Raw genomic sequence first — 22273 nt, forward strand, 5'->3', positions numbered from 1 at the left:
GTTGCTTCCCACATTTTCGTCATCCCGGACTTGATCCGGGATCCACTGCGGCGCCGAAGTCATGGACCCCGGATCAAGTCCGGGGTGACGAAGACATTATCCTCCCTGCAGCGAAGCCGTGGGGAGAATTTCAATGCCCACTGCCGGCCGTCTCCAGTTCTCCGCGTCCAGCCGCGCCCGTCTCAAAGCTGGGGTGTGCGATTTACCGAAACGTCGCTTGCCTGGCGCCGTCGATGTTGAGCTTCTGCCCCGAACAATAGGGGTTCGCGTCGCTGACGAACCAGACGACCGCCGCGGCGACGTCGGCGGGGACGGCGACGCGGCCGAAGGGCATTCTGGTGTCGAGGTGGTGGATGTCGTCGTTGCCGGTGATCGCGCGCGAGAGCTTTTCGCCCATGTCGCTGACGGTGAGCGCGGGGGCGACGATGTTGACGCGGACGCCGTGCTTGAGCTCCTCTTTCGCGAGGGTCAGCGCGAGCGCCTCGCCGGCCGCTTTCGCCATCGTATAGGGGGCGCCGTTCGGGGCGTTGGCAAGCGTCGCGATGCTCGAAATGACGATAATGTCGCTGCGGTCGTGCCGGCGAAGCTGCGGCAGCGCAAGGCGCGACAGGCGGTGCGGGCCGGCGGCATGGACGGCGAAGAGCTTGTCGACCTCGGCGGGGTCGGTGTCGGCGACCGCGAGGCCGCGGCTGGCGATGCCGGCATTGTTGACGAGGATCGACAGCGGGCCGAGGTCGGCTTCGATGCCTGCGACCATCGCGGCGCAGGCGGCCTCGTCGATGACCGACGCCTGATAGGCCTTTGCCCTGCGGCCGAGCGCCCGGATCGCGGCGACGGTTTCGGCGGCGGCTTCCTCGCCACGCGTATAGTTGACCGCGACATCGGCGCCCGCTTCGGCGAGGCCGATCGCAATGCCGCGGCCGATCCCGCGCGACGCGCCGGTGACGAGCGCGACGCGCCCCGCAAGGTTCATGTCGGTCATCAGTCTCTCCCCATAAGTTCTTGATAGATTTCAACGTCGCTGCGGCTGGCGGCATTGCGCCACTTCGGTGCGGCCTTGCGGTTGAGGACGCGGCCCTCGTCATCGAGGATCGCGACGGTCGGCGTGCCCCTGATCCGGAAGCCGAAGCGTTTCGGCACCCCGGGGCTGCGGCCGAGACCGCGGACATGCGGCATGCCGATATCGGCATAGACGATCTCGTAGCGGTCGCGGACCGGCGCGAAGCGCGCGGTTCCGAGCAGGTTGGCAAGCCAGGCGCTGTCGTGACAATTGTTCGCGCCCATGACGAGGAGGACCGGCTTACCCGCCTGCCGCGCCCTCGCGAGTGCGGCGTCGATCGCCGGCATCGGGTCGGCGACGAAGGCGTCGGTCTGATACGGGTCTTCGACGCCGGGGATGGCGCGCGTTTCGCCGGCGGCGGCAGGCGCGAGCGCCAGCAGCGCGATGGCGAGGGGAAGGGCGAACCGGCGCGTCATGGTCGGACGATAGGTTTTGCATGACGTTTCCGTCAACGTAAGATAGCCTCCGTCCCCATGAGCTGGAAAAAAGAGATCGAGGAACTCGCGCAGCGCCGCGCGATGGCCGAGAAGATGGGCGGCGCGGAAAAGGTCGCGCGCCAGCACGGGCGCGGCAAGATGGACGCGCGGGCGCGGCTCGCCGGGCTGGTCGACGCGGACAGTTTTCGCGAGATCGGCAAGATCGCGGGGCGCGGCAGTTACGGCGCCGACGGCGAACTCGAAGATCTGGCGGCGTCTAACTTCATCTTCGGGCGGGCGAATATCGACGGTCGCCCGGTCGTCGCCTCGGCCGACGATTTCACGGTGCGCGGCGGCGCTGCCGACGCGGCGCTGCACCGCAAGTTCGTCCAGTGCGAGGCGATGGCGCACGAATATCGCCTGCCGCTGATCCGCATGATCGACGGCACCGGCGGCGGCGGGTCGGTCAAGACGCTGGAGGATATGGGCTATACCTATATCCCGCACGTTCCGGGGTGGCACGAGATCATCGCCAATCTCGATACCGTGCCGGTGGTGGCGCTCGCGCTCGGACCAACCGCGGGGCTGGGCGCGGCGCGCGTTGTCGCGAGCCATTACAGCGTGATGGTGCGCGGGCTGTCGCAGCTCTTCGCGGCGGGGCCAGCGGTTGCGGCGGCGATCGGCGACACGCTGGATCGCGAGGAATTGGGCGGAACCGATGTGCATACGCGCAACGGCGTCGTCGATGACGAGGTGGCGTCGGAGGCCGAAGCCTTCGCCGCGGCGCGGCGTTTCCTGTCATACCTGCCGTCGTCGATCCATGAGCGCGCGGCGCGGACCGAAAGCCGCGATCCGGTGGATCGCCGCGAGGAGGCGCTGCTGTCGGTCGTGCCGCGCGAGGCGAAGATGGTCTATTCGATGCGGCGCATCGCCAATGCGGTGTTCGATCAAGGCAGTTTCTTCGAAATGGGCGCGCGCTGGGGGCGGGCGGTGATCACCGCCTTCGCGCGGCTCGACGGTTATCCGGTTGCGGTGCTCGCGAGCGATCCATCCTATCTCGGCGGATCGTGGGACGCGAAGACGAGCGAGAAGGCCGAGCGCTTCGTGAAACTGGCGGACCAGTTCCGGCTGCCGATCGTCCATCTCGTCGACAATCCGGGCTTCATGATCGGCGGCGAGGCCGAGCGGACGGGGACGATCCGTTACGGGGTGCAGGCGATGAACGCCATCTATCGCGCGACGGTGCCGCTGGCGTCGGTCGTGGTGCGGCGGGCTTACGGGATCGCGGGGAGCGCGATGTCGAACGCCGAGCGTTTCCAGTATCGCTTCGCCTGGCCGTCGGGCGACTGGGGCAGCCTGCCGATCGAGGGCGGGGTCGAGGTTGCCTACAAGAGCGAGCTGGAGGCGGCTGCGGATCCGGCGGCCCATCTCGAGGCGATCCGCGAAAGATTGAACCGGGTGCGTTCGCCGTTCCGGACGGCGGAGAAGTTCGGCGTCGAGGATATCATCGACCCGCGCGATACGCGGCCGTTGCTGTGCGAATTTGCCGAACTGGCCTGGCGGGTGCTGAACAGCCGTTTGTAGAAAAGGGCTCGTCATTGCGAGCGAAGCGAAGCAATCCAGAGCGGAATAGGCGACTCTGGATTGCCGCGGGCCTTTGGCCCTCGCAATGACGGGGAGGGGAGAGGCATGACCACCGCACGCCATTACGGGATGGACTGGCTGCGGATCGGCGCGTTTGCGCTGCTGATCCTCTATCATATCGGCATGTATTTCGTGCCGTGGGACTGGCATGTGAAGATCGCCGAGCCGATCGACTGGGTCGCGATCCCGATGCTGGCAACCAATGGCTGGCGGCTGGCCCTGCTGTTCCTCGTCTCGGGCTATGCCAGCGCGGCGCTGTTCGCGAAGCTCGGTGGCAGCGGAACCTTCGCGCGGTCGCGCAGCGCGCGGCTGCTGGTACCGCTGCTGTTCGGCATGGCCGTCGTCATCCCGCCGCAGCCGTGGATCGACCTTGTCGGGCAGCATGGCTACCGCCAAGGCTTCCTGCACTTCTGGCTGCACGACTATTTCGGTTTCCGGTTCATCGACGGCATTGCGCTGCCGACCTGGCAGCATCTGTGGTTCGTCGTCTATCTGTGGGTTTATACGATGCTCGCGGCGTTGCTGCTCGCGGTCGTGCCCGAAGGCGTCCGGGCGCGGATCGCCGACGCGGCGGCGCGGTGGCTGGGCGGCTGGGGGCTGCTCGTATGGCCGCTTGCGGCGTGGCTGGTCGTCTATGCGCTGTTTCCGGGCCATGACGAGACGCATGCGCTGTTCGACGACGGGCCGTCGCACCTCCATTATCTGGTGGCCTTTGCCGCCGGCTGGCTGCTCCGCGTCCGGCCGTTGCTGTTCGACGCGGTGGCGCGCTGGTGGAAGGTCGCGGCGGTGCTGGCCGTTGTCGCCTTCGTACCCGTGGCATGGATCGAATGGACTTGGCCGGGCGACACGATCGCGCCCGACTGGGTGTTTCCGCCCTATCACATCGCGCGGCTGGTGCAGGGCTGGGCGGCGATCGTCGCGCTGGTCGGGATCGCCGACCATTATTGGAATCGCGACCACCGCTGGCGCGCGACGCTCGCCGAGGCAGTGTTCCCTTTTTACATCATCCATCAGACGATCATCGTCGTGGTGGGCTGGTACCTGCTGCGCGGCGAGGTTTCAGCGCTGCCGTCGTTCCTGATCCTTTTTGCCGCGACCGTATCGGGATGCTGGCTTTTCTACGCGATCGGGCGCAGCATCGGCTGGCTGCGGCCGCTGATCGGATTGCAGCGCGGGTAGGGGAGACGACATGGGAGCATTGAAAGCGGTCATGGCGGTTGTCGGCGTCGCGGCGTTGCTGATGGGCGGGCTCTGGATGCTGCAGGGGCTCGATATCATACGCTGGCCGGCGAGCAGCTTCATGCTCGGCGATACGACCTGGACGCGCAACGGCGCGATCCTTGCCGCCGTCGGCGCGGCGCTGGTCTGGTTCTCGCGCAACCGTCGAGCCTGAACCATCGACTACAAATGTAGTTGATCCGTGTTGTAAGTGTGATACACCTCGTTCCGACAGGGGCCGATGGAGACAAGAATCATGCGCATTTTGCCTGCCTTGCTGATTGCCGCGAGCGTTGCTGCGGTTGCCGCCTTGCCCACGGCCCCGGTGCTGGCCGCCGACGATGACAGCGCCAACGCCATCGCCGAAAAATATGCCGCGCTGCTCGAGAGTGATTATGTCTATCCCGAGACCGGCAAGCGCTATGCCGCGGCGATCCGCGCGGCCATCGCCGCGGGCCGCTATGCGCCGCTCTCCGGCGAGGCATTGGGCGAGGCGATCGATGCCGATGTCAATGCCGTGTCTCCCGACGGGCATCTGAGGGTCCGCGTGCCGGAGGGCGCCGCCGCGCCGGGCGGCACTGCGCCGACGCGCTACCCGCCGCGGGTGCCGATCGAACAGCCGGGGTGGATCGCGCCGGGGATCGCCTATATCCGCTTCAACATCTTCCCCGACGATCCGGCGGTGACCGCGGCGGCGGCGAAATTCATCGCCGATCATGCCGACGCGAGGGCGATCATTTTCGACCTGCGCACCAACGGCGGCGGCGGCATGGACCAGATGGACGTGATGTTCCCCTGGCTGTTTTCGGCGCCGACCCGGCTGGTGACGATGGCGACGCGCGCCTCGGTCGATGCCGAGGGCGGTTCGCCGATCGAAGGCATCCCCTCAATGCGCAAGGTCGACGGCGATCCGGGGATGGTGACGCGCGAACATTGGGCGACCCCGAACGGCGACGCGCGGCTGCGCGATGCAAAAGTCTATGTGCTGACATCGGGCGGCACCGCGTCGGCGGCCGAGCATTTCTCGCTGGCAATGAAGCACACGGGGCGCGGGACGCTGGTCGGCGCGCCGACCGCGGGCGCCAATCATTTCGGCCGCGGCGAGGAACTGGGCAGCGGTTATGAGGCGTTCATCCCGGTCGGGCGCACCTATGATCCGGTGACGGGCAAGGATTGGGAAGGCGACGGAGTGCAACCCGATATCGCGGTTCCGCCCGCCGAGGCGCTGGTGCGCGTACTCACCGACCTGGGCGTCGAGGCGGGCGAAGCGAAGAAACTGTCCGACACGCATATGCCGAGCCGGCCGATGGAGCGGCGCAAGCCCGCTCCGGCGCGCTGACCTACTCGATCGTCATCCCGGCGAAGGCCGGGATCTCGCCTTCGCCATAAAACGCACCGGCGAGGTCCCGGCCTTCGCCGGGATGACGGGAGTGGTAGCTTCAGCTTGCATGCAGATAGGGCAGATTGTCGCGAAAGGCGGCCTCGATATTATTGCCGTCGGGGTCGAGCAGGAAGGCGCCATAATAGCCCTCGGCGCCTTCGCGCGGACCCGGCGCGCCATGATCAGTCCCGCCCGCCGCGATGCCTGCCGCGTGAAACGCGTCGACAGCGTCTTTCGACGGCGCGACGAAAGCGACGTGCATCTGGTTGACGCCGGTGCGCGAGCCGTCGGCCCAATAGCTCGGGCGAAGCGTGCCGACCCACAGATAGGGGATCGGCTCCGCCTTGCTTTTGCCGAAGATAAAGGCCTGCTCGCCATTGTCGGCGGTGACGAGACCGAGCGGCTTGCCGATCGCATCGTAAAAGGCGCGGGCGCGGGCGAGGTCGCTGACGACGATTCCGGTATGGTCGAACATGCCGAGAAAACGCGGCGCCCGTGGCCATCGTTCCGCCATTCGTCGGTTGGTCGGCACCTGAACTGTATTGGTCGAATAACACGCCTCTGATGGCGGCGGTCCGGCTATTCCCGGTCCGGCATATATTCAGGGAGGTTGGCCATGCTGAAACCATCGCACAAGATTCGCCTGCTCACCGTTTGCGGCCTTGCCTTGGCGGGCGCGATCGCCTTGCCGTCCATGCCCTCCGCCGCCCAGATGATGGGAACCGCAAAGCCATCGCGACCCGCCGCCGATATTGCCGAGGACGCGGCACGCAAGCCCGGGATGATGCTGCGCTTTGCGAACGTCAAGGCAGGGCAGCGTGTCGTCGAAATCCTGCCCGGCGGCGGTTATTTCACGCGCGTCCTGTCGGCGGCGGTCGGTCCGCGCGGCACGGTCGTCGCGGTGATCCCGCGCGAATCCGATCCGCTGCGCAAGCTGGTGCGCGAGCCGGGCCGCGGCAATGTGAAGCTCCAGATCGGGGCGCTCGCCGACCTCGCCCGCGCGGGCCCCGCCGACGTCGTGTGGACATCGCGCAATTATCACGACCTGAAAGGCGGCGATGCGTCTTCGGACCTCGCCGAGCAGGTCAACCGCGCGGCGTTCGCGGCGCTGAAGCCCGGCGGCACCTATATCGTCACCGACCACAGCGCCGCAGCGGGATCGGGCGCGCGCGACGCCGGCAGCCTGCACCGCATCGATGCCGAGGCGGTGAAGACCGAGGTGCAGGCGGCGGGATTCGTCCTCGACGGCGAAAGCAACCTGCTGGCGAACGTAAGCGACGACCGGACGAAGCCGGTGTTCGATCCCGCGGTGCAGGGCAAGACCGACCAGTTCGTGCTGCGGTTCCGCAAGCCGAAGTGAAGGCGTCAGGCGTGCGCGCTGGCGGCAAGTCCCGTCAGCGCCGCGCCATCGACGCGCATCACCGTCCATTCGTCCATCAGCTTTGCCCCGAGGCTCTGGTAAAAGCCGATCGACGGGGTGTTCCAGTCGAGCACCCACCATTCGAGCCGCGCGCAATCGCGTTCGACGCAGAGCTTGGCGAGATGCGCGAGCAGCGCCTTGCCGAGCCCCGAGCCGCGCGCTCCGGGGCGGACGAACAGATCTTCGAGATAGATGCCGGGCCGCCCCTCGAAGGTCGAGAAATTGTGGAAGAACAGCGCGAAGCCCTGCGCCGTGCCCTCGATCTCGCCGATCAGGACTTCGGCATAGGGGCGCGGGCCGAACAGCTTTTCGCCCAGCTTTGCCTCATCGAAGCGCACCTCGTGGGCGAGCTTTTCATAGTCGGCAAGGTCGCGGATGAACTGCGCGATCAGCGGCAGGTCGGCGGGGGTGGCGGGGCGGATCGAAAGCGTCATCGCGCCCGTCTGTCGAACGCCGCCGCCGCTGTCAAATGCGCTTTCGCACGCGCAGCAGGACGAGCGCCGCGATGACGAGCGCCGGCTGGCCGATCACCGCCGGCGCATCGGCCCAGAAGGTCGCGGGACCGCAGATACCGGCGGCGACCTCATAGATATGCAGCAGGCCATGGAAGCTCAGCCACAGCCCGCCGACCACCGCTGCGCGCCAGCGCCGAACGGGGTCGAATGCCGCGTAAAAGAGGATCAGCCCCGACCCGAGATAGGCGAGGCCGATGTCGCGGATGAAATGGGCGTTCGGCGGGCCGGTGGTGACGACGGTGGGGACGAAGACATACCAGTCGAGCGGCTTGACCAGCATGAAGGCGCCGTTGGCGACGGTGGTGACCGCCGCGATCAACAGCAGCAACTGGGCGATGCGGTCGAAGCTATCGAACTTGTCGGGCATGGCGGTGCTCCTCGCGATGGCGCGAGGCTAGCGCTTGCTGACAGCGATGTAAAAGGCGATTGTGCACCAATTCTCGTCATCCCGGACTTGATCCGGGATCCATGACGACCGGCGCTGTCTGGACCCCGGATCAAGTCCGGGGTGACGGAGGGCTGGCCCGCTCTACGCCGCCTTGCCGTGCAGCGTGTCCATGCTCACCGCGCTGCCGGCGTCGATTTCAGCCGCCTTGGCTTCGACGAGCCGGACGATATGCGCGATCATGTCGGCGTCTTCGACATGATGATCGGTGACGCCCGAGAGATAGACCATATGCTTGCCGTTGCCGCCGCCGGTGATGCCGATGTCGGTTTCGCGCGCCTCGCCGGGGCCGTTTACGACGCAGCCGAGGACAGAGAGCGACATCGGGGTCTTGATATGGCCGAGCGCATCTTCGAGCGCCTGGACGGTGCGGATGACGTCGAAGCCCTGCCGCGCGCAGCTCGGGCACGATACGACGCGAACGCCGCGGGTGCGCAGCCCGAGCGCTTTCAGGATTTCATAGCCGACGCGCACTTCCTCTTCGGGTTCGGCCGACAGGCTGACACGGATCGTGTCGCCGACGCCGCCCCACAGCAGATTGCCGATGCCAAGCGCCGATTTGACAGTGCCGCCGATCAGCCCGCCCGCCTCGGTAATGCCGAGGTGGAGCGGGCAGTCGACCGCGTCGGCGAGCTGCATATAGGCTGCGACCGCAAGGAAGACGTCGCTCGCCTTCACCGCGACCTTATATTCGTGGAAGTCGTGATCCTGCAGCAGCTTGATATGGTCGAGCGCGCTTTCGACGAGCGCCTCGGGGCAAGGCTCACCATATTTTTCGAGCAGGTCCTTTTCGAGACTGCCGGCATTGACGCCGATGCGGATCGCGCAGCCGTTGGCCTTGGCGGCGCGGACGACCTCGCCGACACGTTCGCTGCTGCCGATGTTGCCGGGGTTGATCCGCAGGCACGCGGCACCGGCGTCGGCGGCTTCGAGCGCGCGTTTATAATGGAAATGGATGTCGGCGATGATCGGGATGCGCGCCGCGCGGACGATCTTGCCGAGCGCCGCGGTGCTGTCGGTGTCGGGGCAGGAGACGCGGATGAGGTCGGCGCCCGCCTCTTCGCAGCGGCGGATCTGGTCGATCGTTGCCACCGCATCCGACGTCAGCGTGTTGGTCATCGTCTGCACCGTGATCGGCGCGCCGCCGCCGACCGGGACGCTGCCGACCATGATCTGGCGGCTGGTCCGCCGCGCGATGTCGCGCCAAGGGCGCAGGCCGGGATTGTGATCGCTCATGATGCTGCTCGACGATGCTCGTGAAGGGGGAGATATGCGCCGCTCTTTAGCCCCGCGGGCGGCGCTTGGCAAAGCGAAGCGTGCAGACCGGCAATGTGGCGGCAATGTCACACCCGATGGCCGGAATGGACCGCAGGTGCAGTTTCCGATTGTGCATTGCGTCAAAATCGGCACTTTTTAGCGCGTTCGTCGCTGCAGGCCCGCATCAGACAGGTGAGAGCGCGTTCGGCAGGGTGGGGACGATCCGGAAAAACAATGTGAGGGGATCATCCATGAAGTTTCTCAGCAAGGCGTGCCTCGGCGTGCTGCTCGCGGCGTCCGCAATGTCGACGCCGGCCATGGCGGAGGAAGAGGAGGGCGGCGTTTCCGCCGGTCCGATCACCGTTTCGGGCGGGATCGAGGTCGTCTCCGACTACCGGTTTCGCGGCATATCGCTGACCGGCGGCGATGTCGCGGTCCAGCCGACGCTCACCGTCAGCCACGACAGCGGCCTTTATCTCGGCGCCTGGGGCTCGAACCTCGAAGACACGCCGACCTATGGCAAGACCGAGATCGACATCTATGGCGGCTATGCGACCGAAATCGCGCCGGGGACCGAATTCGACATCGGGCTGACCTATTACGGCTATCCCGGCGGCGAGAAGGCGGCGGGCCCGGCCGATTATTTCGAGATCATCGGCAAGGTGTCGCACACGCTAGGGCCGGTCGAGGCGACGGGCACCGTCGGCTATGCCTGGGATCAGCAGTCACTGGGCGGTGAAGACAGCATCTATCTCAGCGCCGGGCTTTCGGCGGGCATTCCGACGACGCCGGTGACGCTGTCGGCGCAGGCGGGCTACACCGACGGCGGGCTCGGCGCGCTGGCGCCGGCGGGCCATTATTGGGACTGGTCGATCGGCGCCTCGGCAAGCTTCGGGCCGATCACCGCCGGGGTCAAATATGTCGACACCGACATTCCGACCACCGGGGTGAAGGCGGTCGACAAATATTTCGATTCGGGCGTCGTCTTCTCGCTCGGCTTTTCGTTCTGATCATGCGGAGGCCCGCTGCCCGAGCGGCAGCGGGTTTTTTCAGCCCAGCGGCTTGTCGTAAATCTGATAGACGCGGTTTACCGTCGCGTTGATCGCTTCGGCGACCGCATTCATGCCCTGATTGTCGTCGAGCACCCAGCCGATGTCGCCTTCTGCGGCGCCATATTCGGCGACGCCGTCGCGGCGGATATATTCGATCATCATGAAGGCGAGGGTGCTCGCCATGCGGCTGTTCTGCAATTTCTTGACGACGCCCATCAGCGGCACGCGCAGCCGCCGGCTTTTGGGTTTGCGCAGCCACCAGAGCAGGCGCGCCCAGTTGAAGGGCCATAGCGACCCGTCCATGTCGATCAGCTTTTCGTTGATATTCGGCAGCACGATCATGAACGCGACCGCTTCGCCATCGACTTCCGCGACGCGGATCAGATCCTCGAAGACGATGTCTTTCAGCTTCTTGCCGATATAGGCGATCTCGCTGTCGGTGAGCGGGACAAAGCCCCAATTGTCCGACCAGGCATCGTTGAGGATGCCCATGATCAGGCGCGCTTCCTCGTTGAACCGGCGCTTGTCGACGCGGCGGATGCGGATGCGTTCGTTCTTTTCGCCCGCCGCGACAATGCGGTTCACCAGCGGCGGAAAGCCATCCAATATCTCGACCGAGAAGTTCTGGAGCTTCTTGACCGGCCGATAGCCCTCGGCCTCGATCCAGTCGCGGTAGAGCGGACTGTTGTGGCCGAGCATGATCGTCGGCGGCCGTTCGAACCCCTCGACCAGCAGGCCGGGTTCGTCCCAGATCGAAATCGACAGCGGCCCGAGCGCGCGGTGCATCCCCTGCCTGCGCAGCCAGTCCTCGGCGGCGACGAGCAGCGCATGGGTCACCTCGGCGTCCTCGGCCTCGAGCAAGCCCCAGTTGCCGGTGCCGGGGCCCATGCCTTGCTCGACAGGCTGCGCGAGCGCGAGATCGTCGATATGCGCCGAAATCCGGCCCACCGTCCGCCCGTCGAGCCGGGCGAGGAAAAACTGCGCTTTGCCATGTTCGAACCACGGATTCTCGCCGGGGGTAAGCAGGCCGTAGACTTCGCCCTTCAGCGGCGGCACCCACGCCGGATCGCCGCGATTGAGCCGGAAAGCCAGTTCGACGAACTCGCGCAGATCGGCCTTGGACTTGACGGGATGGATAGTGACGGGGCCTTGCGAATGTCCGCTCATACTGGTTTCCTGAAGAAGGCTTCCTATCTTTGCTGGCGACGCATTAGGGCATTGATGAGGCACTGGCGACCCGCATTCGGCCATTTTGCTGCCACGAAATCATGATGAAGAGCAGCCTATGTTTGCGATGAACACTCTTGTCGACCGGGCGTCGGAGCCGTCCGCGGCGGCGACCCCGAAATCGGCGATCGCCGACGATATGGCGATGATCCGCGCGGCGTCGGAGTTGACGCGCGACCTGACCGCGCCCAGCCCGCGCATCTACTGGAGCGATTTCCTGCTCTCGGCCTTCGTCGGCTATGCCGGCATCGCCGCGGCGATTTTCGCGCCGTCGACGCCGTGGGTGCTCGCCGCGTCGCTGGTCGCCGTGCTCGCCCTCTATCGCGCCGGCAGCTTCATCCACGAGATCACGCATATCCGGAAGAATGCGCTGCCGGGGTTCCGCCTCGGCTGGAACCTGCTCATCGGCGTGCCGCTGCTGATCCCGTCGTTCATGTATGAGGGCATTCACAGCCTGCACCACAATCGCACCAAATATGGCACGGTCGACGATCCCGAATATCTGCCCCTCGCGCTGATGAAGCCGTGGACGGTGCCGTTGTTCGTCGTCGCGGCCGCCTTTGGCCCGCTGGCCTTCGTCTTCCGCTATGCGGTGCTGACCCCGCTGTCGTTCCTGATCCCGCCGCTGCGCCGGATCGTCGTCGAACGCTATTCGGGGCTGATCATCAACCCGATGTTCCGGCGCAAGCCGCCCGAAGGCGAATTCCGCCGCCAATGGGCGTGGCAGGAAGGCGGCGCGTGGGCGTGGTCGACCTTGCTGATCGCCGCGGGCGTTTTCGGCTGGGTGCCGCTGCGCGCGCTGATCATCTTCGGCGCCATCGCGTCGGCGACCGTCGTGCTCAACCAGATTCGTACCCTCGTTGCGCATCTGTGGGAAAATGACGGCGGCGTGCTCACCGTGACCGCGCAGTTCCTCGACAGCGTCAACGTTCCGCCGCCGGGGCTGTTGCCCGAACTATGGGCGCCCGTGGGGCTGCGCTATCATGCGCTCCACCATCTGCTGCCGGGGGTTCCCTATCATGCGCTCCCGGAGGCGCATCGCCGCCTTAAGGACGCGCTGCCTGCGGACTCGCAATATCATGGCGCCAATTACGCCGGGCTTCCGGGGCTGGTCGCGCGGCTGGTGGCGGGGTCGACACGAGGCGGGGCGGCGGCCTGAATTTAAAGGCTGCTAGCGGTGCGGCAGATGTCGGCCTTGGGATGGGAAACTGCCTCTAAAGTTCGTCATGCTGAACTTGTTTCAGCATCCATGACCAGCACTCTCGGCTAGCGCTGCGTCGCAGGAAACGGCAGGCCATGGACCCTGAAACAAGTTCAGGGTGACGAAGAAACAAACGTCAGCAACCGGCCGGAAGCGCACGTCTCGCACTTCTTCATTTCGTCATTCGCGCGAAGGCGGGAATCCCGCTTTTCCTCCACCGTTGTCAAGCGGGATCCCCGCCTTCGCGGGGATGACGAAGGTTTGCAAACGGCCGAAAGCAGCCCCACCGCCTGAGCAAGAAAAAGCTATTCCTCGGTCCGGATCAAGATCATCTCACCGATCAGCGCGAAGAGGATGAACGGTCCCCATGCCGCGAGGAAGGGCGTGTAGGCGCCGAGATCGCCCATCGCGAGGGCGAAATTGTCGGCGACGAAATAGGCGAAGCCCAATGCCATGCCGAGGATCGCGCGGACGAACAGTTTACCCGAGCGCGCGAGGCCGAAGGCCGCGACGGCGCCCAAGAGCGGCATCAATATCGCCGACAGCGGCCCCGAAATCTTGTGCCAGAGCACGCCCTTCAGCGCGTCGACCGGCCGCCCGGCGGCTTCGAGATCGGCGATCGCCGACTGGAGCTGGAGGAAGGGCAGTTCGTCGCCGTCGACCTGCGCCAGCGTGAACTGGTCGGGACGCACGCCCTTCGCCGCGACGATGTTGCCGAGCGATTCGAGCGTTCCCGAGCGGCGCAGGAAGCGCTTGGCATTGGTGAGCTCCCAGCCGCCGTCGACCGCACGGGCGCTGTCGGCCGACAGGATCGACGAGAGGACGCCCTGCGTGCGTTCGTAGATCGCGACCTTGCCCAAGACGACAGTCGGCCCGCCGGTCTGCACCGTCTGCGCGTTGATCAGGTCGTCGCCGGCGCGCACCCAGATGTTGCTGCGCAGTCCGCTGTCGGCGGGCACCTGCGCGTATTGCACCTTCTGCCACGCGCTGAGCGCGGCGTTGGCGCGCGTCACGATGCGTTCGTTGAAGACGAAGCTGATCCCGGCGACGAGCAGCGCGGCGAGGAACAGCGGCGCGAGCACCTGGTGCGCCGACATGCCCGACGCCTTCATCGCGATCACCTCGCTGTTCTGGTTGAGCGTGATCAGCGTCAGGATCGTCCCGAGCAGCACCGAAAAGGGCAGGAAGGTCTCGACGATCTGCGGCAGGCGCAAGCCGACATAGCGCCAGACGTCGCTGTCGCTGTTGCCCGCGACCGCGAGGATCTTGCCGCTCTCGCCGAGCAGGTCGAGCGTCTGCAGGATCAGCACCAGCGCGAACAGGATCGCGAAGCTGCGGACGAGGAACAGGCGTCCGACGTAAAGCGCCATCGTGCGCGACGGGAAGAAATGGAGCTGGTGCATCAGGCGATCTTGGGCTTGCGCTGGAAAATGGTGAGCAGCTTGCGGACTTTCTGGCCGGCCTTGGCGGCGACGCGTTCGAGCGCGCCGATCGGCTGGCCGCCGGGGACGTGCGCGACGGTATAATACATCCACACCGCGAGCGCCGCGAACAAGAGGAAGGGCACCCATAGCGCGATGATCGGGTCGACGGTACCGCGGGCGCCGAGATCCTCGGCATATTGGTTGATCTTGTGCTGGGTGACGAGGAGGACGATCGACAGAAAGACGCCGAGCGACGAGGTCGACCGCTTCGGGGGGATGGCGAGCGCGATCGCAATCAGCGGGATCAGGAACATCGACATCACCTCGACGATACGAAAATGGAAATTCGCGCGTATTTCCAGCCGGGTGGCGGCGGATTCGGCCTTGTCCTTGCCGGCGACGAACAGTTCGGGGATCGTCATTTCGCGGTCCGACCCGCCGCGGGTGCGGAAAGCTTCGATCTTGGGCAGCGGGATCGGCAGATCGTGGTTGTCGAAACTGAGCACGCGCGGCACCGCGAATTTCGGCGATTCGTGGATCAGCACGCCCTGCGTCAGGCGGAGGATGATCGTGTCGGGATCGTCGGTCGCGAGGAACTGCCCCTGCGAGGCGGTCGCCGAGACACTCTGCCCATCCTTTTGCTCGCCGCGCACGAAGATGCCGCGCAGGCTGCGGCCGTCGTTGTAGCTTTCCTCGATCCGCAACGTCATGCGCTCTCCGAGCTTGGTGAATTCGCCGACCTTGATCGACGCGCCGAGCGCGCCCGAGCGCAGCTCGAACTGGAGGCCTTCATAAGCATAGCGCGCAACTGGCTGAATAAAGCCGACAATCGCGAGATTGAGCGCGGCCAGCGCAACGGCATAGGCAAAGGGTACGCGCATCAGCCGCCCGAAGCTCATGCCGACGCCCTTCAGCACGTCGAGTTCGCTCGACGTCGCGAGCCGGCGGAAGGCGAGCAGGATGCCGAGCATCAGCCCGATGGGGATGCCGAGCGAGAGATATTCGGGGATCAGGTTGGCGAGCATCCGCCACACGACGCTGACCGGGCCGCCTTCGGTGGCAACGAAATCGAACAGCCGCAGCATTTTTTCGAGCACGAGCAGCATCGCCGACAGGACGAGCGTGCCGAGCATGGGAAAGAAGATGAGCCGCGCGATATAGCGGTCGATGGCAGGTAGCTTATTCAATCTTTCGTCGCCCCATCACCATGATTTGGCCGCAAATGGTTCCGATATACCGATTCAAGGGCGACAGGGACCCGTGCCGGCACATGCTTTTTGCGTGGCTGGCATGGCTATAGCGTCTGGAGGTTTTGAGGTCATGTCGAAATTTGTATCCGCCTCGCTGTGCATTGCTCTGTTGGCTTTCGCAGCCTCGGCGCAGGCCGAAGGCCGGGTCATCTCGAACGATCTGTCGAAGTGCAAGAGCGGACCGTCGACCCTGGTCCAGATCAGCGGCGTCAAGGCGTCGACCGGCAAGATTCGCGTGCAAAGCTATCGCGGCACCGCCGCCGACTGGCTTGCCAAGGGCCGCTGGATCACGCGTATCGAAGTGCCGGCGCGCGCCGGGTCGATGACCGTCTGCGTGCCGCTGCCCGAAGCCGGGACCTATGGCATTGCGGTGCGTCACGACGTCAACGGTAACGGCAAGACCGATCTGTCGAAGGACGGCGGCGGGATGTCGAACAATCCCAGCATCAACGTCTTCAACCTCGGCAAGCCGAGCTACAAGAAGACGGCCTTTTCGGTTGGAGACGCCCCCCGGACGATCTCCATCACGATGAAATATATGTAAGGGGCAATGGCCAGCGTCGCGCTTCTTTCCAATCCGCGTTCGACGGGCAACCGTGCCCTGTTGCCCCGGGTTCGCGAATATTGCGCGGCGCACCCCGACATTTTTCATTACGAGGTCGAGGACGTCGACCAGATCGGCGAGGCGATCCGCACCATCGCGATGGTCAGCCCGCGGATCATCGTGATCAATGGCGGCGACGGCACGGTGCAGGCGGCGCTGACCGAACTTTATTCGGGCGGCCATTTCGGTGGTTCGCCGCCGCCGGTCGCGGTGCTTCCCAACGGCAAGACCAATTTGATCGCGCTCGACCTCGGCGCCGAAGGCGACCCGCTGAAGGCGCTCGAACGCGTCGTCGAACTGGTCGAATCGGGGCGGCTCGAGGATCATGTGATCGAGCGCCAGCTGATTTCGCTCGACAGCGGCGGCGAGACGCGGCCGGTGCTCGGCATGTTCCTGGGCGGCGCCTATCTGGCCGACGTCATGCTCTATTGCCGCAACCGCATCTATCCGCTCGGCCTGCCGAACGGACTGTCGCATTTTCTGGCTGCGGTGCTCGGGCTGTTTTCGATCATCTTCGGCCTCGGCGGCGGACGCCTGCCGCCCAAGCCCGAACCGATGACCGTGTCGCTGGTGCGGCAGGGCGAGTTCAAGGGCAAATTCTCGCTGCTCATCGTCACGACGCTCGAAAAGCTGCTGCTCAGCATCCGGACGAGCGACGGCGGCGGGACGAACGGTCATATGAAATTGCTGGCGACCGACAGCAGCGTCGGCGCGCTGTTCCGCATGCTCGGCGCGACCTGGCGGGGGACGCTGGGGCAGAAAGAGCTGGAGGGCGTGCATTTCCAGCAAGGCGACGAGATCCGCATCGAGGGCGAGCGGTCGAACGTCATCCTCGACGGCGAGATTTTCGAGGCGAAGGGCGGCCAACCGATCATCCTGACCTCGACGCAGCCGGTGCCGTTCCTGCGCCTCGCCGCCTGAGAAGCATCGCGTCATGACCGATATCGGGGAACTGGTCCGCGCCGAATTATCGGCCCCGGTCGATCCGCGCGTCGCGGCGATGGCGGCGGCGATTGCGGCCGAATATCCGGGCAGTGCGCGCGCGGTGCTGTTTTACGGAAGCTGCCTCCGCGAAAGCGAGCTCGACGGGCTGATGCTCGATTTCTACCTGATCGTGTCGGATTATGGCGATGCCTATCCGAAGCGCTGGCAGGCCGTCGCGAACCGGCTGATCCCGCCGAACGTCTATCCGTTCCAGCATGACGGGCTGATTGCCAAATATGCGGTGCTCAGCGAAGCCGATTTTCACCGGTTGAACGGGCCGGAAACACGCAATGTGTCGGTCTGGGCGCGTTTCGCGCAGCCGTCGCGACTGGTCTGGGCGGTCGACGATACCGCGGCGGACCGCGCAGTCGCAGCGGTCGCCCGCGCCGCGCCGGCGTTGCTCGCGGCGGCGGGGGGCGTCGCAGGCGAAGCGCCGCTCGACTGGTGGCGGCGCGCCTTTGCGCTGACCTATTCGGTTGAACTCCGCGCCGAGCGGACGGGGCGTGCGCAGTCGGTGGTTGACGCCGATGCCGGGCGCTATCTCGCTTTCAGCACCCCGGCGATCGCCGCGATCCCGGCGGGCGTGCGGAGCGGGGGATGGGCGCGGCGCCGCGCCGAAGGTAAGGCGCTCAGCATCGTCCGGCTGGCCAAGGCGAGCCTGACCTATGCCGGCGGGATCGATTATCTGGCGTGGAAGATCAACCGCCACGCGGGCACGAAGATCGAGATCAAGCCTTGGCAACGCCGCTGGCCGCTCGTCGCGGCGCTGACGTTAGTGCCGCGATTGATGAAAAGCGGTGCGATACGGTAACCCTGTCGTCATCCCGGCGAAGGCCGGGATCTCAACGTCACACTATTACGCTCCGGCGAGATCCCGGCCTTCGCCGGGATGACAGAAAGAGCTAGCTTGCCAGCCGTTGTCCATCGCCCGGCCGCGTATCGCCGCTCCGCCGGATCGCCTGGTCGAGCGCGCTCAGCGTGAAGGGCTTGCGCAGCACGTCATGGTCGCCGAAGGCGGCGTCTTCGCTGGCATCGCCGGCATAGCCGGTGACGAACAGCACCGACAGTTCGGGCCAGCGCTGCTTGAGTTGCGCGACCATTTCGGGCCCGGTGAGTTCGGGCATCAACACGTCGGAGAGGATAAGGTCGAAACCGCCGCCGGCGGCGAACTGCCCCTCGACAAGGGCCTCGGCCTCCAGCGGATTGCCGCACGCGACGGGCCTGTGGCCCAGTTCGGCGACCGCGTCGACGGTCGCGGCAAGGACGCGCTGGTCGTCCTCGACGACGAGGATGCTGAGCGCATCGGCGAGGGTGGGGTGCGCCACACCTTCGCCGGTATCGCCGTCGGCGTCGGCGGCGTCCTCGGCGCGGGCGACGGGCAGCAGCATCGCGACGCTCGTTCCTTCGCCCTCGGTCGACGAAATCTGCACCTCGCCGCCCGACTGGCGGCAAAAGGCGAAGACCTGGCTCATGCCGAGACCGGTGCCCTGGCCGGCGGGCTTGGTGGTGTAGAAGGGATCGAAGACGCGTTCGAGGACTTCGGGCGACATGCCGCAGCCGGTATCGATCACCTGCACCGCCAGCGCCGCGGTTTCCTCTTCCTCGTCGCGCAGGGTACGGATGGTCAGCGACCCGTGGCCGTCCATCGCGTCGCGCGCATTGACCGCGAGGTTGAGCAAAGCGTTTTCGAACTGGCGCCGGTCGAGCAGGCAAGTAAGGTCGGCCGCCTGAAGATCGAGCGTCAGTGCGATCCGGTCACCGATCGTCCGCTCTATGAGTTCGGCGAACGACGCGATGCATTCGTCGACCACCGTCATTTCGGGGCGTGCCGGTTCGGATCGCGCAAAGGTCAGCAGCCGCCGGGTCAGGTCGGCGGCGCGGTTAGCGCCGTCGAGGGCGTTGGCGAGGTGACGCTGTGCCTTGTCGGGGGCTTCCGACAACCAGCGCTGCGCAAGTTCGAGCCCGCCGACGACGACCGCGAGCATATTGTTGAAGTCGTGCGCGATGCCGCCGGTAAGCTGGCCGACGGCCTCCATCTTCTGCGCCTGGCGCAGTTGTTCCTCGGCCGAGAGGCGCTCGGTCATTTCGCCGCGCAGTGCGGTGTTCGCCTGTTCCAGTTCGGCGGTGCGCGCCTCGACGGCGGCTTCGAGTTGCATCGCACGGTCGCTTTCGGCGAGCTGCTCGCGTCGCGCCAGCCGCCGTTCGGCATCGGCGCGGACGAGCGAAAAGGTCGCGCCGATCGCGATCACCGCGGCGCCGGCGCCGAGCAGTGAGAAGAGCAGCATCGCTTGGTTGAGGCTGGCGCGATCGGCCGCCGCGAGGCGGTTGCGTTCGCGGAGCAAGGTGCGTTCGTTGTCGATAATCCGCGTCAGCAGCTTGTCGATCTTGCCGAGCCCCTGATCGTGCCCGGCGGCGTGATATTTGGAAATGGCGGCGACGGTCTGGCGGTAGTTGGCGCTGAGCGCCGCGTCGCCGAGCTGGGCGCCGCGCCGGTCCATTTCGTGCGTCAGTTCCGCGACCAGCTTTGCCTGCGCCGGATTGTCGCGGACGTTGCGCTGGAGCTGGACGCGATATTGGCGCGCGCGGCCCCATTGCTGCTCGAAGACGCGCCCGTCTTCCTTCTGCAAACCGACCGCGAAGCGGCCGAGCGCGGCTTCCGCACGCGCGAGCGAGGCGTCGAGCGAGCGGGTCTGCGAGATGACCTCCATGCTCTGCGTCTGCCAGCCGAGCGAGCGTTCGTAATTGTCGTTGGCGCGCGACAGCAGCAGGACGAGCGCCGCGACGACGCCGACCAGGATGGTCGCGACCCCGATCGTCAGCCAGAAGCGAACACGCTCCCGCCGGCTTTCGGTCTCGATATCGAAATCCCTCTCGAACACCCGCCGTCTTTACCGGACAAGCGCCCGGCCGCAAAGCGGCGAAGCGGGCAGCGCGCCGACGATGCTTCGATTCAACCCGAAAAGGAATCCGCTGGTCGGGTCGTGCGGGGGTTTCAGCCGATGATGCCGACGCGTTTGCCCGCGCGCTCGAAGCGCGTAAGGATCTCGCCGACCTGCTCGCTCGAATGCTCGGCGCAGAGCGAGCAGCGCAGCAGCGTCATACCCGCGGGGGTCGCCGGCGGACGCGCGAGATTGACGTAGAGCCCTTCCTCGAGCAGCGCTTCCCACATCATCGCGCCCTTTTCGAGGTCGGGCATGATCACCGCAATGATCGCCGACTGCGGCTCTTCGGTGCCGAGCTGGAAGCCAAGGTCCTTGAGGCCCTTGTGCAGCGTCTTCGAATTTTCCCACAGGTGCGCGCGCTTGTTCGACCCGTGCATCAGCTTGCGGATGCTCGTCGCAGCGGTCGCGACGACGCTCGGCGGCAGCGAGGCGGTGAAGACATAGGGACGGCAGACGAGCCGCATGATTTCGAATTTCGGGTGGTTCGACACGCAGAAGCCGCCGACGGTGCCGACGCTCTTGCTGAACGTTCCGATGATGAAATCGACGTCGTCGATGACGCCCTGCGCCTCGGCGACGCCGCGGCCATGCTCGCCAATGAAACCCATCGAATGCGCTTCGTCGACCAGAACCATCGCGCCGGCTTCCTTGGAGACGCGGATCATCTCTTTCAGCGGCGCGACGTCGCCGAGCATCGAATAGACGCCTTCGAGCACGACGAGCTTGCCCGCTTCGGGGGGCAGGCGCTTCAGCCGCTTTTCGAGCGCCTCGACGTCGTTGTGGCGGAAGGCGACGATTTCGGCGTCGCCCATCTTGCACCCGTCATAGATCGACGCATGGCTGTCGATGTCGAGGATGACATAATCGCCCTTGCCGGCGATCGTCGAAATGATGCCGAGATTCGCCTGATAGCCGGTCGAAAACACCATGGCATGATCCATGGCGTAAAATTCCTTGAGCGCTTCCTCGCACTCCTTGTGCCCCTGATAGGTGCCGTTGAGGACGCGGCTGCCGGTCGTGCCGCTGCCGAACTTGTCGAGCGCGTCCTTGCCGGCGGCGATGACGTCGTCGTCGAAGGTCATCCCCATATAATTATAAGTGCCGAGCAGGATCGTCTCGCGCCCGTTGCAGATCGCGACGGTCGGCGAGACAACCTTTTCCATCACCAGGCTGAACGGGTCCGTGACGCCGGTCGCGAGCAGCGCCTCGCGCTGCTGGATCAGCGGGTCGAACTTGCTGAAAAGATCGGTCATCGCGGTGTCAGCCCTGCAGTTTCTCGACCGCGGCGACGAGCTGGCCGACGGTTTCGATTTCGGCCTGCATGTTCATGCTGATGATGATGTCGAACGTGTCCTCGACCTCGGCTACGAAATCCATCACCGTCAGGCTGTCCCATTCGAGGTCGCCGGCAAAGGTGGTCGCATCGGTCAACTCGACGCCCTTTTTGTTGAAGGGGGCGATCAGGCCGTAAATTTGGTCGCGAAGGGCGGTGCTCATGCAGGTGCGTCCCGTAAAGAAATAAGATTGCGCGCGGGAATGCCGCGCTGCCGCCCGATTGGCAAGCGAATGCGGCGGGAACAGGGCAGCATCTTGCCGGTTGCGGTACTTCATGCCATTCCTGTGACAGGGTCGCTGGCAGGGGGCATGGCAGCATGGACAGCGCAGAATCAACGACATCGCCGGCGCCGCCGCCGATTTCCTTCCCGCCGAACGCCGTGCATCTCGTCCGCACGAACCAGCAGATCACGATGCAATTGTCGCAGATGGCCGACCAGAAGGCATCGATCCTGATGGGCGCGACCTTCGTCGTCTTCACGCTTGCGATCGGGCAGGCCCGGTCGGGGGGCGGGGCGCTGGCGATGCCGCTCGCGATCCTTGCGACCTTTTCCTTCCTGTCGGCGCTGTTTGCGATTTCGGCGGTGCTGCCGCGCGTCGGCAAGGCGCCGCCGGTCGTCTATCGCGACGGCAAGGATCACAGCAATATCCTCTTCTTCGGCCGCTTCGCGCAGATGGACGAGGACGAGTTCATCGGGGCGGTGAAGGCGCGCCTCCGGACCGAGGAAGATCTGTACGAGACGATGCTGCGCGACACCTATCAGAACGGCATCGTGCTGGCGCGGCGCAAATACCGCTATCTCGCTTATGCCTACCGACTGTTCGTGGTCGGGCTGACGCTGACCTTCATCGCCTTCGCCGTCGAGATGGCGATGCTGTGGAGCAAATAGCCGTCCTG

The 22273-nt window shown here is 65.6% G+C and carries 24 protein-coding genes; 12 read left to right on the forward strand and 12 right to left on the reverse strand.

Annotated features, from left to right (window positions below; translation table 11 throughout):
- Positions 1–202: 202 nt before the first annotated feature.
- Positions 203–982, reverse strand: coding sequence for an SDR family NAD(P)-dependent oxidoreductase (locus AN936_RS05925; protein WP_084758207.1), 780 nt, complete (start codon positions 980–982; stop codon positions 203–205).
- Complete coding sequence (locus tag AN936_RS05930; protein ID WP_054587322.1) at positions 982–1476, reverse strand: thioredoxin family protein; 495 nt, start codon at positions 1474–1476, stop codon at positions 982–984. Before AN936_RS05930 ends, AN936_RS05925 begins: the two co-directional genes overlap by 1 nt.
- Positions 1477–1533: 57 nt before the next feature.
- On the opposite strand from AN936_RS05930, the gene AN936_RS05935 reads away from it, so the two are divergent.
- From AN936_RS05935 to AN936_RS05950, 4 genes are all read left to right on the forward strand, one after another.
- Complete coding sequence (locus AN936_RS05935) at positions 1534–3060, forward strand: acyl-CoA carboxylase subunit beta (protein WP_054587323.1); 1527 nt, start codon at positions 1534–1536, stop codon at positions 3058–3060.
- Positions 3061–3165: 105 nt separating this feature from the next.
- Positions 3166–4299, forward strand: coding sequence for an acyltransferase family protein (locus tag AN936_RS05940; protein WP_054587324.1), 1134 nt, complete (start codon positions 3166–3168; stop codon positions 4297–4299).
- Positions 4300–4309: 10 nt separating this feature from the next.
- Positions 4310–4513 carry a hypothetical protein gene (locus AN936_RS05945; protein ID WP_054587325.1) on the forward strand — a complete coding sequence of 68 codons (204 nt, stop codon included), beginning with the start codon at positions 4310–4312 and terminating at the stop codon, positions 4511–4513.
- Positions 4514–4594: 81 nt separating this feature from the next.
- The gene (locus AN936_RS05950) at positions 4595–5677 is read left to right on the forward strand and encodes a S41 family peptidase (protein WP_054587326.1); all 1083 of its coding nucleotides are present in this window, start codon (positions 4595–4597) and stop codon (positions 5675–5677) included.
- Positions 5678–5777: 100 nt separating this feature from the next.
- On the opposite strand, the gene AN936_RS05955 is transcribed toward AN936_RS05950, so the two are convergent.
- Positions 5778–6194, reverse strand: a complete 417-nt coding sequence (locus AN936_RS05955; protein ID WP_054587327.1) for a VOC family protein — start codon at positions 6192–6194, stop codon at positions 5778–5780.
- Positions 6195–6335: 141 nt separating this feature from the next.
- On the opposite strand from AN936_RS05955, the gene AN936_RS05960 reads away from it, so the two are divergent.
- Positions 6336–7079, forward strand: a complete 744-nt coding sequence (locus AN936_RS05960; RefSeq protein ID WP_054587328.1) for a class I SAM-dependent methyltransferase — start codon at positions 6336–6338, stop codon at positions 7077–7079.
- Positions 7080–7084: 5 nt separating this feature from the next.
- On the opposite strand, the gene AN936_RS05965 is transcribed toward AN936_RS05960, so the two are convergent.
- The 3 genes from AN936_RS05965 to ispG all read right to left on the reverse strand — a co-directional run bounded on the left by AN936_RS05965 (position 7085) and on the right by ispG (position 9335).
- Positions 7085–7573: a GNAT family N-acetyltransferase gene (locus AN936_RS05965; protein WP_054587329.1), complete on the reverse strand. Its 489-nt coding sequence runs from the start codon at positions 7571–7573 to the stop codon at positions 7085–7087.
- 31 nt (positions 7574–7604) lie between these two features.
- The gene (locus AN936_RS05970; RefSeq protein WP_201782972.1) at positions 7605–8021 is read right to left on the reverse strand and encodes a hypothetical protein; all 417 of its coding nucleotides are present in this window, start codon (positions 8019–8021) and stop codon (positions 7605–7607) included.
- 162 nt (positions 8022–8183) lie between these two features.
- A complete protein-coding gene (ispG, locus tag AN936_RS05975) occupies positions 8184–9335 on the reverse strand; it encodes a flavodoxin-dependent (E)-4-hydroxy-3-methylbut-2-enyl-diphosphate synthase (protein WP_054587330.1) in 1152 nt (383 codons plus the stop codon).
- On the opposite strand from ispG, the gene AN936_RS24620 reads away from it, so the two are divergent.
- Complete coding sequence (locus AN936_RS24620; protein WP_149037602.1) at positions 9334–9516, forward strand: hypothetical protein; 183 nt, start codon at positions 9334–9336, stop codon at positions 9514–9516. The genes ispG and AN936_RS24620 overlap by 2 nt on opposite strands.
- A gap of 91 nt (positions 9517–9607) precedes the next feature.
- A complete protein-coding gene (locus AN936_RS05980; protein WP_054587331.1) occupies positions 9608–10366 on the forward strand; it encodes a TorF family putative porin in 759 nt (252 codons plus the stop codon).
- A gap of 39 nt (positions 10367–10405) precedes the next feature.
- On the opposite strand, the gene AN936_RS05985 is transcribed toward AN936_RS05980, so the two are convergent.
- Complete coding sequence (locus tag AN936_RS05985) at positions 10406–11575, reverse strand: hypothetical protein (protein ID WP_054587332.1); 1170 nt, start codon at positions 11573–11575, stop codon at positions 10406–10408.
- A 127-nt stretch (positions 11576–11702) separates the two neighbouring features.
- On the opposite strand from AN936_RS05985, the gene AN936_RS05990 reads away from it, so the two are divergent.
- A complete protein-coding gene (locus AN936_RS05990; RefSeq protein WP_234715757.1) occupies positions 11703–12794 on the forward strand; it encodes a fatty acid desaturase family protein in 1092 nt (363 codons plus the stop codon).
- Between the two features lie 347 nt (positions 12795–13141).
- Here AN936_RS05990 and lptG read toward each other — a convergent pair whose 3' ends face one another.
- Both lptG and lptF read right to left on the reverse strand, forming a co-directional pair.
- Positions 13142–14239 (reverse strand): LPS export ABC transporter permease LptG, encoded by a 1098-nt coding sequence (lptG, locus tag AN936_RS05995; protein WP_054587334.1) that lies wholly within the window; start codon positions 14237–14239, stop codon positions 13142–13144.
- Positions 14239–15447, reverse strand: coding sequence for an LPS export ABC transporter permease LptF (gene lptF / locus AN936_RS06000; protein ID WP_084758209.1), 1209 nt, complete (start codon positions 15445–15447; stop codon positions 14239–14241). The genes lptG and lptF overlap by 1 nt, the downstream gene beginning before the upstream one ends.
- 133 nt (positions 15448–15580) lie before the next feature.
- Between lptF and AN936_RS06005 the strand changes: the two genes are divergently transcribed.
- Genes AN936_RS06005 through AN936_RS06015 form a run of 3 tightly spaced genes read left to right on the forward strand, consistent with a single transcriptional unit; the run spans position 15581 to position 17909 of the window.
- Positions 15581–16054: a DUF2141 domain-containing protein gene (locus tag AN936_RS06005; protein ID WP_054587335.1), complete on the forward strand. Its 474-nt coding sequence runs from the start codon at positions 15581–15583 to the stop codon at positions 16052–16054.
- A gap of 6 nt (positions 16055–16060) precedes the next feature.
- Entirely contained in the window at positions 16061–17035 is a 975-nt protein-coding gene (locus AN936_RS06010) for a diacylglycerol/lipid kinase family protein (protein ID WP_054587336.1), read from the forward strand.
- Positions 17036–17048: 13 nt separating this feature from the next.
- Positions 17049–17909, forward strand: a complete 861-nt coding sequence (locus tag AN936_RS06015; protein ID WP_054587337.1) for a hypothetical protein — start codon at positions 17049–17051, stop codon at positions 17907–17909.
- A 91-nt stretch (positions 17910–18000) separates the two neighbouring features.
- Here the strand turns inward: AN936_RS06015 and AN936_RS06020 are convergent, their stop codons facing one another.
- The 3 genes from AN936_RS06020 to AN936_RS06030 form a co-directional block, all read right to left on the reverse strand.
- Entirely contained in the window at positions 18001–19977 is a 1977-nt protein-coding gene (locus AN936_RS06020; protein WP_054587338.1) for an ATP-binding protein, read from the reverse strand.
- 113 nt (positions 19978–20090) lie between these two features.
- Positions 20091–21293 (reverse strand): serine palmitoyltransferase, encoded by a 1203-nt coding sequence (gene spt / locus AN936_RS06025; protein ID WP_054587339.1) that lies wholly within the window; start codon positions 21291–21293, stop codon positions 20091–20093.
- Positions 21294–21300: 7 nt separating this feature from the next.
- Entirely contained in the window at positions 21301–21537 is a 237-nt protein-coding gene (locus AN936_RS06030) for an acyl carrier protein (protein ID WP_054590139.1), read from the reverse strand.
- Positions 21538–21692: 155 nt separating this feature from the next.
- Between AN936_RS06030 and AN936_RS06035 the strand changes: the two genes are divergently transcribed.
- Complete coding sequence (locus tag AN936_RS06035; RefSeq protein ID WP_054587340.1) at positions 21693–22265, forward strand: Pycsar system effector family protein; 573 nt, start codon at positions 21693–21695, stop codon at positions 22263–22265.
- Positions 22266–22273: the final 8 nt, after the last annotated feature.

The organism is Sphingopyxis macrogoltabida (assembly GCF_001307295.1).
GTDB lineage: Bacteria > Pseudomonadota > Alphaproteobacteria > Sphingomonadales > Sphingomonadaceae > Sphingopyxis > Sphingopyxis macrogoltabida_B.

Excerpts from the sequence above, each read along its gene's own strand:
- AN936_RS24620 (WP_149037602.1), top strand. The coding sequence starts at position 9,334 with ATGATGCTGCTCGACGATGCTCGTGAAGGGGGAGATATGCGCCGCTCT.
- AN936_RS05960 (WP_054587328.1), top strand. The coding sequence starts at position 6,336 with ATGCTGAAACCATCGCACAAGATTCGCCTGCTCACCGTTTGCGGCCTT.
- AN936_RS06005 (WP_054587335.1), top strand. The coding sequence starts at position 15,581 with ATGTCGAAATTTGTATCCGCCTCGCTGTGCATTGCTCTGTTGGCTTTC.
- AN936_RS05925 (WP_084758207.1), bottom strand. The coding sequence starts at position 982 with ATGACCGACATGAACCTTGCGGGGCGCGTCGCGCTCGTCACCGGCGCG.
- spt (WP_054587339.1), bottom strand. The coding sequence starts at position 21,293 with ATGACCGATCTTTTCAGCAAGTTCGACCCGCTGATCCAGCAGCGCGAG.
- AN936_RS05940 (WP_054587324.1), top strand. The coding sequence starts at position 3,166 with ATGACCACCGCACGCCATTACGGGATGGACTGGCTGCGGATCGGCGCG.
- AN936_RS05970 (WP_201782972.1), bottom strand. The coding sequence starts at position 8,021 with ATGCCCGACAAGTTCGATAGCTTCGACCGCATCGCCCAGTTGCTGCTG.
- AN936_RS05930 (WP_054587322.1), bottom strand. The coding sequence starts at position 1,476 with ATGACGCGCCGGTTCGCCCTTCCCCTCGCCATCGCGCTGCTGGCGCTC.
- ispG (WP_054587330.1), bottom strand. The coding sequence starts at position 9,335 with ATGAGCGATCACAATCCCGGCCTGCGCCCTTGGCGCGACATCGCGCGG.
- AN936_RS05980 (WP_054587331.1), top strand. The coding sequence starts at position 9,608 with ATGAAGTTTCTCAGCAAGGCGTGCCTCGGCGTGCTGCTCGCGGCGTCC.
- AN936_RS06015 (WP_054587337.1), top strand. The coding sequence starts at position 17,049 with ATGACCGATATCGGGGAACTGGTCCGCGCCGAATTATCGGCCCCGGTC.
- AN936_RS05935 (WP_054587323.1), top strand. The coding sequence starts at position 1,534 with ATGAGCTGGAAAAAAGAGATCGAGGAACTCGCGCAGCGCCGCGCGATG.
- AN936_RS06030 (WP_054590139.1), bottom strand. The coding sequence starts at position 21,537 with ATGAGCACCGCCCTTCGCGACCAAATTTACGGCCTGATCGCCCCCTTC.
- AN936_RS06035 (WP_054587340.1), top strand. The coding sequence starts at position 21,693 with ATGGACAGCGCAGAATCAACGACATCGCCGGCGCCGCCGCCGATTTCC.
- AN936_RS05945 (WP_054587325.1), top strand. The coding sequence starts at position 4,310 with ATGGGAGCATTGAAAGCGGTCATGGCGGTTGTCGGCGTCGCGGCGTTG.
- AN936_RS05965 (WP_054587329.1), bottom strand. The coding sequence starts at position 7,573 with ATGACGCTTTCGATCCGCCCCGCCACCCCCGCCGACCTGCCGCTGATC.
- AN936_RS05955 (WP_054587327.1), bottom strand. The coding sequence starts at position 6,194 with ATGTTCGACCATACCGGAATCGTCGTCAGCGACCTCGCCCGCGCCCGC.
- AN936_RS06010 (WP_054587336.1), top strand. The coding sequence starts at position 16,061 with ATGGCCAGCGTCGCGCTTCTTTCCAATCCGCGTTCGACGGGCAACCGT.
- AN936_RS05990 (WP_234715757.1), top strand. The coding sequence starts at position 11,703 with ATGAACACTCTTGTCGACCGGGCGTCGGAGCCGTCCGCGGCGGCGACC.
- lptG (WP_054587334.1), bottom strand. The coding sequence starts at position 14,239 with ATGCACCAGCTCCATTTCTTCCCGTCGCGCACGATGGCGCTTTACGTC.
- AN936_RS05985 (WP_054587332.1), bottom strand. The coding sequence starts at position 11,575 with ATGAGCGGACATTCGCAAGGCCCCGTCACTATCCATCCCGTCAAGTCC.
- AN936_RS05950 (WP_054587326.1), top strand. The coding sequence starts at position 4,595 with ATGCGCATTTTGCCTGCCTTGCTGATTGCCGCGAGCGTTGCTGCGGTT.